General features: G+C 64.3%; 11 protein-coding genes. 5 read left to right on the forward strand and 6 right to left on the reverse strand.

What is annotated here, in order from left to right; all coding sequences use genetic code 11:
• Positions 1–23 precede the first annotated feature (23 nt).
• From DNK49_RS19400 to DNK49_RS19410, 3 genes are read right to left on the reverse strand one after another with little or no spacing between them, the layout of a single operon-like run.
• Positions 24–587: a histidine phosphatase family protein gene (locus DNK49_RS19400; protein ID WP_110528586.1), complete on the reverse strand. Its 564-nt coding sequence runs from the start codon at positions 585–587 to the stop codon at positions 24–26.
• 20 nt (positions 588–607) lie between these two features.
• Positions 608–1,663 (reverse strand): AbrB family transcriptional regulator, encoded by a 1,056-nt coding sequence (locus tag DNK49_RS19405; RefSeq protein ID WP_110528588.1) that lies wholly within the window; start codon positions 1,661–1,663, stop codon positions 608–610.
• A 10-nt stretch (positions 1,664–1,673) separates the two neighbouring features.
• Complete coding sequence (locus tag DNK49_RS19410; RefSeq protein WP_110528590.1) at positions 1,674–2,741, reverse strand: ABC transporter substrate-binding protein; 1,068 nt, start codon at positions 2,739–2,741, stop codon at positions 1,674–1,676.
• 99 nt (positions 2,742–2,840) lie between these two features.
• Between DNK49_RS19410 and DNK49_RS19415 the strand changes: the two genes are divergently transcribed.
• Both DNK49_RS19415 and DNK49_RS19420 read left to right on the forward strand, forming a co-directional pair.
• Positions 2,841–3,515, forward strand: a complete 675-nt coding sequence (locus DNK49_RS19415) for a response regulator (protein WP_110528593.1) — start codon at positions 2,841–2,843, stop codon at positions 3,513–3,515.
• Between the two features lie 39 nt (positions 3,516–3,554).
• Positions 3,555–4,970: a sensor histidine kinase gene (locus DNK49_RS19420; protein WP_110528596.1), complete on the forward strand. Its 1,416-nt coding sequence runs from the start codon at positions 3,555–3,557 to the stop codon at positions 4,968–4,970.
• A 117-nt stretch (positions 4,971–5,087) separates the two neighbouring features.
• On the opposite strand, the gene DNK49_RS19425 is transcribed toward DNK49_RS19420, so the two are convergent.
• The 3 genes from DNK49_RS19425 to DNK49_RS19435 form a co-directional block, all read right to left on the reverse strand.
• On the reverse strand, positions 5,088–6,596 hold the full coding sequence (locus DNK49_RS19425; protein WP_110528599.1) for a tripartite tricarboxylate transporter permease: 1,509 nt from the start codon (positions 6,594–6,596) through the stop codon (positions 5,088–5,090).
• A gap of 3 nt (positions 6,597–6,599) precedes the next feature.
• Positions 6,600–7,043 carry a tripartite tricarboxylate transporter TctB family protein gene (locus DNK49_RS19430; protein ID WP_110528602.1) on the reverse strand — a complete coding sequence of 148 codons (444 nt, stop codon included), beginning with the start codon at positions 7,041–7,043 and terminating at the stop codon, positions 6,600–6,602.
• A gap of 63 nt (positions 7,044–7,106) precedes the next feature.
• The gene (locus DNK49_RS19435) at positions 7,107–8,090 is read right to left on the reverse strand and encodes a Bug family tripartite tricarboxylate transporter substrate binding protein (protein WP_243632451.1); all 984 of its coding nucleotides are present in this window, start codon (positions 8,088–8,090) and stop codon (positions 7,107–7,109) included.
• A 272-nt stretch (positions 8,091–8,362) separates the two neighbouring features.
• On the opposite strand from DNK49_RS19435, the gene DNK49_RS19440 reads away from it, so the two are divergent.
• The 3 genes from DNK49_RS19440 (at position 8,363) to DNK49_RS19450 (ending at position 13,159) form a co-directional block, all read left to right on the forward strand.
• Complete coding sequence (locus tag DNK49_RS19440; protein ID WP_243632452.1) at positions 8,363–9,007, forward strand: c-type cytochrome; 645 nt, start codon at positions 8,363–8,365, stop codon at positions 9,005–9,007.
• Between the two features lie 116 nt (positions 9,008–9,123).
• Complete coding sequence (locus tag DNK49_RS19445; RefSeq protein ID WP_110528605.1) at positions 9,124–12,537, forward strand: PAS domain-containing protein; 3,414 nt, start codon at positions 9,124–9,126, stop codon at positions 12,535–12,537.
• 73 nt (positions 12,538–12,610) lie between these two features.
• Complete coding sequence (locus DNK49_RS19450) at positions 12,611–13,159, forward strand: hypothetical protein (RefSeq protein ID WP_110528607.1); 549 nt, start codon at positions 12,611–12,613, stop codon at positions 13,157–13,159.
• Position 13,160: the final 1 nt, after the last annotated feature.

A 13,160-nucleotide genomic window follows, 5' to 3' on the forward strand; every position in this document is an offset into this window, starting at 1 on the left:
GTGGCGCCAGCCATCGGGCTGTCTTACCGGTTGGTGGCGGGAGGGATGCGCCCGGCGACGGACAGGCCATCATCGCTCACCCGCAGCACGACGATTTCCCCCGAGGCAGGGAACACGCCGGTGAGTGCAGTGATATTGGCCTGGTGCGTGACCAGCACAAGGGGCCCCCCGGTCTGGGCATGCTTGTGGATCAGGTTGCGTACTTCGGTATTGCGTGAGGCTTCCTGATCGCGATCGCGAAACAGTGAGTCCAGCCCCGCAAACGGGTTTACCGGACCGAGCCCGAGCAGGGTGGCGGTGTCCAGGCAGCGACACCAGCGGCTTGAATACACGGTTGCCCGGCTGATGCCTCTGGCGCGAAAACGCTCACCGGTGGCGCTGGCCTGTTCGCGTCCGAGGGCCGACAGATTGCGCTGGGTGCTGCAGTCGTCGATCCGGAAACCCTCGGGATCCCCCACGCCCGGGGCCAGTTCATGGCGCATCACCGCCACATGGTGGCCATCGCGCAAGGCCGCCCACAACTCGGCCTCCGCATGGACGGCCGAGATGGCGAACATCCCCAACAAGCAGGCGATCAAGGTCTTCATGACCGTCTGAGACGGCCAGGTCAGCCAACAAGTTTCCGGAACGCGATAAAGGCGCGCTGGGCGCCCAGCGTGAGTACGGTCACCCGCAGGACATGGCAGGCGGTGATCAGCGGGACGCCCAGTTGCAGCACTTTTGCCGTGATGCACATCTCGGCCACGCCCCCGGGGGCCGTGGCCAGAGCGAGGGTTGCAAGCGGAACGTCGGCAAACTGTGCCATGGCAAGGGCCAGCGCGAAGCCGAGTGCGATGGACAACAGCGCGGACAGGGCCGCCACCGCCATGAAGCGGGGCGCTGCGTGAAAGAACTCGCGTGAGAAACGACTGCCCAGCGAGCAGCCGATCAACAGCTGACCGCCGTTGATCACCCAGGCCGGCAGCGCTGACAAGGGGATCGCCATGGCGCTGACCACGCCGACGCCAAGCAGGGGGCCGAGCACCCATGCGTTGGCGATGCGCAGCACCTTGAAGATGCAGACGCCGACCAGGCTGGCGGCGATCAACAGGGGAATGCGCTGCGGGTCCACCTCACGCGCCAGCGGGGCGTAGGCATCCGTGCCATGCGCGCCAGCCACCGTCAGTGCCAGGGGGACGAGCGAGACCACCATCATCACCCGCAGTGCATGTGCTGCGGCAATCCGGTCCACCGCCCCACCCCAGCGTTCGGCCAGCGTAGCCATCTCCGAGGCGCCGCCGGGCAGTGCAGCGAAGAAGGCGGTGGGCGCATCGACGCGTGCAAGCTTCAGCGTGATCCATGCGCAGGCGACGCCAAGCACCAGAGAGGCGACGGCAGCGCCGACCACCAGTGGGGCGTGGTGTGTCAGTTCGGCGACCACCGAGGGTGAGAAATACAAGCCCAGTGCGGCGCCAATGGCCCACTGACCGGCTTGTCGCCCGCCGCGTGGTGCAGACAGGCGCCAGCCCGCCATCCGTGCGCCAGCCACCGCGAACAGCGGACCGATCATCCACGGCAGTGGCAGTGTTGCCGCTTGAGCGAGCAGGGCCGCGAGCAGGGCCAGGATAAGGGTGGGCAGGACCTGCCGCCCGTGGGCGGCGATCCCTTGCAAGGTGTTTGACATGAGAGGGTGGTCAGCGGCGCTGGGTGGCTTGATCCCACTGGCGCAGGAAGTCGCGTTGTTTGGCCTGGTCGAGATAGGTCAGCAAGCCCGAACCGATGGGAATTGGACGGAAGGCACTGCCGAGTTGCCGGCGCAGGCCGATGGCATTTTCGCTGGAGACATCCTCCCGCACTGCGAACAGGCCGGCACTGCGGGCAAGCACGGTCTGCCCATGCACCGACAGCATATGGTCCATCCATAGCCGGGCGGCCTGGGGGTGGCGGGCCTGACGGGTGATGAAGGCGACCCGGCTCAAGACCAGCGTGTAGTCACGCGGCCAGATCACGCCGATTGCCGGGTCGGCCTGGGCTCGCGTCAGCGCGTAGGAGCCGAGCACGTTGTAGCCGATCAGCACCTTGCCCTGTGCCACCTCGTCGAGCATTTCGCCGGAGGTCGGGTAGGTGATCAGGCGTCTGTCGCCCAGCGCCCGGGCCAGTTGCCAGAATACGATGGGATTGGACTGGGCATCCTGGGTGTGCAGCAGCATGCCGACGCCCGAGCGGGCAGGGTCGTAGCTGGCGAGCCGGCCGTCGAAACGTGTCGGCTGTCGGGTCAGTGTTTCGATCAGCCCGGCATGGGTGTCCGGTGGTTGTTCGGTGCTGAACGAAGGCTTGTGATACACAACGACGGCGGGCTCGTAGGTGGTGCCGAAGGCCTCGTTCTTCCAGATGGCCCAACTGGGCAGGGCTGCAGTTTCCGCGGAACGGTGCACCTGCGCGTAGCCATCATTGACCAGCTTCACCTGCAGGTCCATGGCAGAGCTCCAGACCACGTCGGCGCGACCGCCACTGCGTGCCTCGTCTACGATGCGGCGATAGAGGTCGCCTGACTGCATGTCGTGATATTCCACCCGAATGCCCGGGTGGCGTTGCTCAAAATCGTCGATCAGGGGCTGGACGATGTCCTGATCGGTGGCCGCATAAATCACGACCCTACCCTCGGCGCGTGCGACCGCCACCCGGTCGGGGGTGATCTGGGCCCAGGCCGAGAGGGTGGCCAGGCCGAGTGCGCAAGCCAGCAGGCTTCGGAACCCGCGCATCCTTACTCCTCCAGAGGGTGGCAGGACGTGCTCGTGATGGCGTCCTGCGTCGTTTGAGAGAATAATCCTTCACCCAGCTTTCGATTCGCTTTCACTGCCATGCGCCTGTTGCTTGTCGAAGATCATCGCGAACTGTCCGAGTGGATCGCCAAGACCCTGCGCCATGCGGGCTATGTGCTCGATGTGCTCGATCGCGGTGATCATGCCGACCATGCACTGCTGACCCAGCACTACGATCTGGTGATCCTCGACCTTTCGCTGCCCGGCATGGATGGGCTGGACGTCCTGCGCCGCTTGCGCGCCAGAGAGAAGGGCGTACCCACCCCGGTGCTGGTGCTGACCGCGCGCGGGAGTACCGAGGATCGGGTCAAGGGGCTCAATCTTGGGGCGGACGATTATCTCCCCAAACCCTTCGATCTCGGCGAGCTTGAAGCCCGTATCAAGGCCTTGCTACGACGTAGCGGCAATGTCGCGCCTACCGTCCGCATCGGTCTGCTCGAGTTCGATACCAACACCCGTATGGCCACGGTTTCCGGTCAACCGCTGGCGCTGACCCCGCGCGAGCTTGCGGTGCTGGAAGCGCTGATGTCGCGCATCGGCCGGCCGGTGTCGCGGGAAGCCCTGTTCGAGAAGGTCTTCGATTTCGATGCCGATGCCCGGGTCGAAGCCATCGAGATCTACGTCTCACGCTTGCGCAAGAAGCTCGAAGGTTCTGGCGTGGCGATCAACACCCTGCGGGGGCTCGGTTACCTGCTGGCCGAGGTCGCGCAGTGAGCGTGGGTGTGCCGCAACGGTGGGGCTGGTGAGCGGCCGATGACGCCCCGTTTCAGCCTGCGCCGCCGGGTGATCGCCTGGTTGCTGCCGCCACTGGCGATACTGGTCGGTGTCAACGCCTGGTTGTCCTACCGTGGGGCGCTGGAGGCGGTCAATCGCGCCTACGACCGCTCGCTGACCGCGTCGATCAAGGCCGTGGCCGAGCAGACCCACTCGATTGCAGGGCGGGTCCATATCGACATTCCGTATTCGGCTTTCGAGATGTTCGAGGACAAAGCCCAGGAGCGGGTCTACTACGCGGTGATCGACACCCAGGGGGATTTGTTGACGGGGTATCCGGACCTGCCGCTACCCAGCGCGCTGAACGATTCCGGTGAGGTGCTGATTGTCGATGCGCGGTACCGCGGTGAGCCCATTCGCCTGGGAGCGATGAGCAAGCGTCTTTACGATCCGGCCCTCGCCGGTGGCGATGCAGTGTACATCGTGTTCGCCGAGACCACCGGGTCGCGCACGACGCTGGCCCGAGACCTGTTCCTGGACAGTCTGCGTCGCCAGTTGCTGCTGCTGGGGGTCGGCGCGGTGTTGATCGTGCTCGCCTTGGGCAGTGCCTTCCGGCCCTTGATCGAGTTGCGGGATGCCATCCGCAAGCGGGGTGACGAAGATCTGACGCCGGTGCCGGCGTCCAACGTGCCAAGCGAGGTCGGACCACTGATCGACGCGATCAATCACCATACCGAACGCTTGTCGGCGCTGCTGGCGGCGCGGCGACGCTTTCTGGCCGATGCCGCACACCAGATCCGTACCCCGCTGGCGGTGCTGACGACACAGGCCGAGTACGGCCTGCGCCAGACCGAGCCGGAAGAGATGCTGCGTACCTTTGCCAGCCTTCTGCGCAGCATCCGGGCGACTCGCCGGCTGGCCAACCAGATGTTGACGATGTCGCGCGCGGAGGCGGTCAATGGCCTGATGGATGAGCGGGCGCCGGTCGATCTGACCGGCATGGTCAAGGATGTGGCGATGGAGTTGGTACCGCTGGCGCTGAACAAGGGTATCGATCTGGCGTTCGAGGGGCCCAGCACACCCGTGGTGGTGGAGGGCAATGCGCCGATGCTGCGCGAGATGGTGGCCAATCTGATCGACAACGCGATCCGCTACAGCCCGGACGATGCCCAGGTGACGGCGGCGGTGGCGGTTTTCGGTGGTGAGGCCGTGATCAGTGTCACCGACCAGGGGCCGGGCATTCCGGAGGCCGAACGCGAGAACGTATTCCGTCGCTTCTACCGTATCCTCGGTCAGGGCGACTCCGATGGTAGTGGCCTCGGGCTGGCGATTGTGCGCGAGATCTGTTGGGCGCATGGTGGCAAGGTGGCGTTGCGTGACGGCGAGGAGGGGCGCGGTCTGTGTGTGGAAATCGAGTTGCCGGTCCGGCAGGGCGACGACGCGCAGCACGCTTAAAAAAAAGACACCCGGAGGTGTCTTCAAGCAGGCTGCGGGCAGGGACGGTGCCGCCGCCTGCGTCCGGTTCCGGCCTCGTGGGAGGAGAGTGCCGGAACCCGGGCTTGCGGGTCTTCATCAGGCGGCGACGCGCTCCTTGCGTTCGGCCAGCATCTTCATCAGGCGCGGGCCGATCAGCATCGCGACAGCGCCGACCCACAAGGCGATGGCAATCGGGCTGTTGAACAGCACGCCGACCTCGCCGTTGCTGATCGACAGTGCGCGGCGCAGGTTCTGCTCCATCATGTCGCCGAGCACGAAGCCAAGGATGAAGGGGGCAATCGGAAAGTTCATCACCCGCAGCAGGTAGCCGAGGCCGCCGATCACCGTCCCCAGCACCAGGTCGAAGGTGTTGCCATGTACCGCATACACGCCCACCATCGAGATGGCGGCCACGCCCGGCACCAGCAGCCAGTTGGGGATCGACAGGAACTTCACGAACACGCGGATCAGCGGAATGTTCAGTGCCAGCAGCATGACGTTGGCGATGAACAGCGAGGCGATCAGGCCCCATACGATGGCAGGTTGTTCCTGGAACAGCGTCGGTCCAGGGGTGATGTTGTACAGCGTGAGTGCGCCCATCATCACCGCGGTGGTGCCCGAGCCGGGTACGCCCAGCGTCAGCATCGGCACCAGCGAGCCATTGGCAGACGCATTGTTTGCCGCTTCCGGCGCCGCCACGCCACGCACATCGCCTTCGCCAAACTGATGGTCCTTGCCCGCCATGCGGCGTTCACTGGCATAGCACATGGCAGAGGCTATGGTGGCACCTGCGCCGGGCAGCACGCCAATGAAGAAGCCGGCCAGCGAGCAGCGCAGCATGGTCCATTTGGCCAGCATGAACTCCTTCATGTTGAACATCAGGCGGCCGGTGATCGTCATCGGTGCAACGCCGGCATGGGCGTGTTGCAGCATCAGCATGACCTCACTGACAGCGAACAGGCCGATGACGATGACGATGAAGGGAATGCCGTCCTGCAGGTGCAGCGCGTCGAAGGTGTAGCGATAGACACCACTGTTCGAGTCGATACCGACGGTCGAGAGCAGCAGGCCGATCAGGCAGGCGATGGCCGCCTTGGGCAGCGAGTCGCCGACCAAGCCACCGAGGCAGCACAGCGCCAGTACCATCAGCACGAAGTACTCCGCCGGGCCAAACGCGATCGCCCATTCCGCGAGCAGCGGCGCAAACAGCACGATGCCCAGGGTGGCGACCAGCGCGCCACAGAACGAGGCCATCGCCGACATCGACAGTGCTGGCCCGGCCAGCCCCTTGCGGGCCATCGGATAGCCGTCGAGGGTGGTCATGACTGCACCGGCGTCGCCCGGCACATTGAGCAGGATCGCCGAGATGCGGCCGCCGTATTCGCAGCCGGCATAGACGGCGCAAAGCAGGATCAGCGCGGATTCGGGGGGCAGTTTCATTGCGAAGGCGATCGGCAGCAGGATGGCGACGCCGTTGATCGGGCCCAGGCCCGGCAGCAGGCCGACCACGGTGCCGAGAAAGCAGCCGATCAGCGCAATCATCAGGTTTTCGGGCGTGCCGGCGACGGCAAAGCCCTGCATCAGCAGCGAGAGGGTGCTGTCCATGATTTACCCCAGGATGTTGGCGACCCACAGCCCGGTCGGCAAGGCGACGTCGAGCAGGCGGTCGAACAGGATGAAAAGGCCCACGCCGAGCCCGACGCCACCGAGCGCGCCCTGCTTCCAGCTGGCGCCGAAGAAGCGGGCGACCGGAACCACCATCAAGGTCGTGGCGACGATGAAACCGAGCTTGTCGAACAGCCATGCATAAGCCAGTACGATCAGGAACAACGCGCCGATCCGCTGCAGGGTGGCCGGGGCTGCCCAGGTGACGGCGCTTTTCTTTTCCAGCATCAGGGCGATGGCGCTGATGCCCAGCAGTGCAAGAATCAACATTGGAAAGGCACGTGGCCCGACCGGCTCATATGAAAACGGGGCTTCGAAGCTCCGTGCCAGCCAGATACCGGCGAGGCTGATGAACAGCAGTACGCCGCCCAGGATTTTTTCGCTCATGTCATGCTCCAGCGAGGATGGCCCCGCATCGTGATGGGTGCGGGGCCTTGAGAGGCAGGGGGCTTACTGGGCCGTCAGGCCGAGTTCGGTGGCCAGTACCTTGTAGCGGGCAACTTCCTTCCTGACGCTTTCGGTCAGCTTGGCGCCACTCAGGTTGTAGGGGAACAGGCCACGTTCGGTGCGCAACTGGTCAAACTCGGGCGAGGCTTGCAGTTTTTCGAATGCGGCAAGCCACCATTGGTAGTCGGCGTCGGACACTTTCGGCCCCATGTAGAAGCCGCGGGTAATGGTCCAATCCACGTTGTAGCCCTGTTCGATCGCGGTCGGAATGCCTGCCAGATCACCCTTCAGGCGTTCCTGGGCGAGAATGGCCAGCACCTTGATGCGCCCACCCTTAAGATGGCCCTGAACTTCCGAGGCGTCGCCGGAGTAGGCGTGAACATGACCGCCCATCAGTGCGGTGATGGCCTCCCCGCCGCCTTCGAACGCGACGTAGCGCATGGACTTGGGATCAACGCCGGCCTCGCGGGCAATCAGTGCGGACTTCATCCAGTCCTGGCTGCCGACCGAGCCGCCAGCACCGAAAACGACTTTGCCCGGCTCCTTGCGCGTGGCTTCGATCAGGTCCTTCAGGGTCTGGTAGGGGGAGTCGGCCTTGACGATGATGGCGCCGTAGTCGGCGCCGACGGCGGCCAGCCACTTGACGTCGTCCTCGGTGTACTTGCCGAACTTGCCGATCGCCAGGTTCAGGAAGGACCCACCGGAATAGGCCACGATGGTACCGCCCTCGGCCGGACGGTTCGCGATCACGGTGTTGTAGGCCACGGCACCAATGCCGCCCGGCATGTAGGTGACCCGCATCGGCGCGTTGAGCAGCTTGGCATCCTGCAGGCCGCTTTGTGCCAGCTTGCAGGTCAGGTCGAAGCCGCCTCCGGGTTTGGCCGGCGCAATGCACTCCGGCTTGGCGGGCTCAGCATGGGCCAGGCCAGTGATCAGGGTGGCGGCAACTGCGGTGGCTGCGGCGACGAGGGTTTTTTTAAGCATCATGGTGATCTCCTCCGGTTCTTGATGGCTGCAGGGCTGGGTCTGGTTTCCTGCATGGAGGCGGACGATAGGGGGGTGGGCTTTCGATTGCCTTTCAGTGGCGTCGCACGGTCGGCAGGAAAAATGCGGTTGGTGAGGCCCCTTCGTAGTTACCGCAGGTGATGCCCGGGGCGTTAAGGGGTAGCATGCTTGTCATATCCGAGCGTGTGTCATTGTTGCCGGCCGTAACCGGGCGATGTCACTCAAGCGCCAAAGTCAGCTGATGGAGAGGCATGATGATGCTGAGAACATTCCTGAACGTATCTGTTGCGCTCGTGGCCTTGTCGGGTGCAGCGCTTGTCTCTGCTGCGCCAGCGGGGGAAACCGCCGCGGCGATGCTTGCCCGGCTCGAGGCCGCGCCAGCGGGTTTGCCGGCGGTCCGGGATGAGGGCCGCAAGGCAGCATTCTTCTGTGCCAACTGTCATGGCGAGACCGGTGTCAGCCGTTATCCCGAAGTGCCGAACCTTGCCGGACAGAACCCGGTGTATGTGCTCAACCAGATCGAGGCCTTTCTGTCTGGCAAGCGCAAGGATCCCTTCATGCAAGGCCTGATGAAAGTGCTGAGCGAGCATGACAAGGCGGCAATCTCGCTGTACTACGCCAGTGAGCCCGTGACACCTGTCGCGCAGCCGGGCGCCAGGGCGGCAGAGGGTGCTGCCTTGTACGCAAAGCTTTGTGCACGCTGTCATCAGGACGATGCGCGCGGCGGCGAGGCGTTTCCGCGTCTGGCCGGCCAGCAGCGGGAATACCTGCGGATCAGTCTGAACCGCTACCTGAAGCAGACCGGCGAGCGTTTTTATGCGCCGATGACGGCGGCGGTCATGCAGTTGGGCGAAAGTAATATTGATGCCGTGGCCGACCATCTCGCGGCGTTGAAGTAATGTGCTTCTGTGCCCGATGATTGGGGGGGCGTATTTGCTCAGTGCCTTGACTTTTATCACTTACGGACTACTGGTGCGCTTGATACCATGTGATTTTTGACGGTAGGGAGCGGAGCATGGGGGGTGCGTCTTCGGCCGCAGAGCCAGCCGGGGCTGGCAGGACGAAGCGTCCATGGCTGATCCGGCTGGCTCTGGGGTGGTTGTTGCTGGTGTGTGCGTTGGGAGGCTATTGGGTACTCCTGCACCAGTCGCACCGGGAGCAGCTTGTGTTGGCCGAGGATCAGGCCCGCTTGCGTGCGACGCAGACGGCCGAAGCGCTGACCATGCAGGTGGGGGCGCTGATCGGTGGTGTCGATTACATGGCGCGCCATCTGTCCGAACTCGGGCTCAAGGTGTCGCCGCAGGATTTTCGCCGTGCGGCCGAGGTGGTCGAGGCGGCCTTGCCGGCAGGGGCGTTGTTGCAGGTTTCCGTGGTGGACGGGCAGGGGCAGGTTGTCTTTTCCAGTCTCGAGCCGGATGAGGGGCGGCCCGCCGAGCCCTTGTCGATTGCGGACCGCGACCATTTCAAAGTGCATTTTGCTGCGGCCGAACCGAGCCTGTATATCAGCCATCCGATCAAGGGGCGTCTGTCTGGGCGTTGGTCGATTCAGTTCTCACGCCCGATATTGAGCCGAGGCAAGGTCAGTGGCGTGATCGTGCTGTCATTGTCACCGGATTACATCGCGCGCTCGCTACATCGTGTGTTCCCGGATGCAGGGGATGTGGTGGCCCTGCTGCGGGATGACGGTCATTATCTTGCGCGTACCCATCGTGGAGACGAGGTTCTGGGCCAGCGGGTCGATGCAGCCGGGCTGGAGCGCTTGCGTATCGGCAGTCAGTCTGGTGCGATGACCCGGACGCTGGGGCCGGATCCGGTTGAGCGCTACTACACTGCACTGAGGGTGCCGTCCTATCCGGTCGTGGTGGTGCTGGGGCTATCACGGGCGGCTGCCATTGCATCGGTCGACGCCTCGATGCGCGGTGGCATCCAGCGTAACCTGATCGGCTCGGCATTGCTGATACTGGCGGCTGCCTGTATCTCCTGGCTGTATCTGCGGGGCTTCAGGCAGGGCCAGTTGTTGCGCGACAGCAGGGAACGTCTGGCGCTGGCGATGCAGGGGGCCGACCTGGGATCATGGGACTGGAATGTGCCGAGTGGGCGCGTTCGTTTCAATACCCGGTGGGCGCAAATGATCGGCTACGACTTGTCCGAAGTGGCACCGGATGTCTCCAGCTGGGAGACACTGGTTCACCCGGATGACATGCCAGCGATCCAGGCTGCACTGGACGCGCATTTCCGTGGCGAAACGGCGTACTACGAGACCGAACACCGCATGCGCCACCGTGATGGACACTGGGTGTGGGTGCTCGATCGCGGGCGAGTCATGAGCCGAGATGATCAAGGGCGCCCACTGCGCATGGTCGGTACCCACCTGGACATCAGCGTCCGCAAGGAGGCCGAGGCCATTCAGCTGGCGTGGCAGCAGCGCCTGTCCAAGCTGGTCGCTCACGTGCCGGGCATGGTCTATCAGTATTTGTTGCGCCCTGATGGGACGAGTTGCTTTCCTTATGTCAGCCCTGGCGTGACCGAGGTGTATCGCAGCGACGCCGCATCGCTGGCAGTGTCGGCTGAGCCGGTGTTCGCGCTGATTCACGCTGAGGATATCGTGCGTGTCACGTTCTCCATCCAGCAGTCGGCCGAGCGCTTGGAAACCTGGCGCTGTGACTATCGTGTGTGCTACGGCGAAGGCGAGGTCCGATGGCTGTCTGGCGAGGCCAATCCCGAACGCCTCGAGGATGGTTCAACCTTGTGGCACGGCTATCTGCATGATGTGACTGCCGAGCGCCTGGCTGCGGAAGCGTTGGCGCGCAGCGAGGAGCGCCTGCGCCTGACCGTCGGGGCGGTGAAGGACGGCCTGTGGGAGTGGGACATGCGTACCGGTGCGCTGCACTGGGATGCGCGCTGTTATGAAATGCTCGGTCATGTCGATGGCGGCATTCCGATGAGCTTCGAACGCTGGACCGAGTTGCTGCATCCCGCGGATCGTGAGCGTACCCTGGCGGGGTTGCACGAGCAGATTACCCTGCACCCGGAACGGGTTGCACATGATGATTTTCGCATGCGCACGGCTGAGGGCGCCTGGCTGTGGGTTGAGGGGCGCGGCAGTCTGGTTGACTGGGAGGATGGCCGGCCGACCCGCATGATTGGCACTTACACCGACATCAGCACCCGTGTCGCCGAGGCGCGCCTGCGCCGGGCCTTGCTCGACCAGAGTGCGGCGGCAATCGTACTGACGTCGCGGGAGCGTCGCATCCAGGAGCTCAACGGGCGTGCGGCAGAACTCTTTGCGTTGCCGGGACAGAGTCTGGTAGGGGCTGACCTGCGAGGCGTGCATGTGGACGAGCACTACTACGAGGCATTTGCCGATCATTACCCTGATTTGAGGGAAACCGGGCGTTTGCGCATCGAATATCCATTGCGCGATGTGCATGGGCAGGTGCGCTGGTTCGACATCGATGGCACCCTGCTGGATCCGGATCAGCCGGAAGGGGACGTGATCTGGACCCTGGTCGATATCACCGAACGCTATTTCGCCGAGCAGCAACTGGCGGCGGAGCGTGTGCGCTTGACCACCCTGTTGCAGCGTTTTCCTGGCGGTGTGTTGATGGTCGATGCCGGCAATTGCATCACACTGGCCAACCAGACCCTGTGTGACCTGCTGGGTCTGGACGTCCGCGCCGATAGCCTGGTGGGCCGCACGCCGGATGAACTGGCATCGCGTGCGGGGGCTGTATCGCTCGACTGGTTGCGTTCGCCGTCCAGCGGGCAGGAGACGGGGGCTGAAATGCGGTGCTCGATCGAGGTTAGTGTTGGGGAGGCGCGCACCCTGGAGATCGACCGCGTGCCGATCGAGCGTGCGCAGGAGAATCTGGGGCACGTCTGGCTGGTGCGCGACATCAGTGAGCGCAAGCAGCGCGAGCGTATCCTGGCGCGGCTGGCCACGACCGACGCGCTGACCGGTTTGCCGAACAGAAGAACCTTCATGACCGGGCTGGAATGCATGAGCGCCGGCGCCGGTGAGGATCCATCGCGTCCCGGTACCTTGCTCATGCTGGACATCGATCACTTCAAGCGGGTCAATGATCGCTACGGCCATCCGGTTGGCGATCGCGTGCTGCAGCATGTTGCCGAACTGATCCGTGCCTCACTGCGCGAGGATGACTTGGCGGCGCGGCTGGGGGGAGAGGAGTTTGCTGTGTTGTTGCCGCGGACCTCGATTGACCGGGCACGGGGATTGGCGGAGCGTTTGCGAGCGGCTATTGCGTCCACGCCGGCACAGACCGATGAGGGGGCGATCACGGTGCGTGTCAGCATCGGTCTGAGTGAAGTCGATGGCTGCGCGGCCAAGCTTGCACTGCGGCGCGCCGATGAGGCTCTCTACATCGCCAAGGGAAGCGGGCGTGATCGCGTGAAGGTGTGGGCTGGCTGAGCGCCTGAGGTGGCATTATCCATGCTTGGTCCCGGGGGTTGCGGCTGTGACAGCTGCCTTGCTGGGAAACACCATGCTATCTGATGACGAGGCTCGAGCCCGCCTGCTGATCCACCCCTTGCCACCTAATCCCTGGGTTTATGCCACGGATCAGGCCATCGTGATCAAGGCGGAGTACACCGACACCATCGAGCGTCTGCTGCGCTGGGCGCCGAAGGCGCGCTGGAGCGCCCGCCAGCGCTGCTGGCTGGTGCCGCTGTCAGGGCTGGAACTGGTGCGATCCATCTTGCCGGAGTTGAGTCGTCTGGCCGAAGCCATGCAGGAAGCGCCGCCGGATCCGGGGGCCGAGCCCACCGTGCCCGAAGGTGATGCTGATGCACTGGCGCGAAAGTGGTTTCGTGACGCTGCTCGTCTGCTTTTTGGTAGCGACTGGCAGCGTGATACTGCGCGGGCCCTGGGGCGGGATGAGGCGGCGTTGGCGTGCTGGTTGATTGGTGAAGGTGTCGTCGAGGCAGCTCCCGAAATCCTGCTGGGAGAGATGCTGGCCTTGATGCGCCGGCGTGTTGCTGATATCTCCGCTGCGGCGGATGTGCTGGCCCAGCGCATCGGGCCGCAGTCTTGAT

Origin of the sequence: Parazoarcus communis SWub3 = DSM 12120 (assembly GCF_003226565.1) — a bacterium.
In the GTDB taxonomy this organism is placed as follows: Bacteria; Pseudomonadota; Gammaproteobacteria; order Burkholderiales; family Rhodocyclaceae; genus Parazoarcus; species Parazoarcus communis.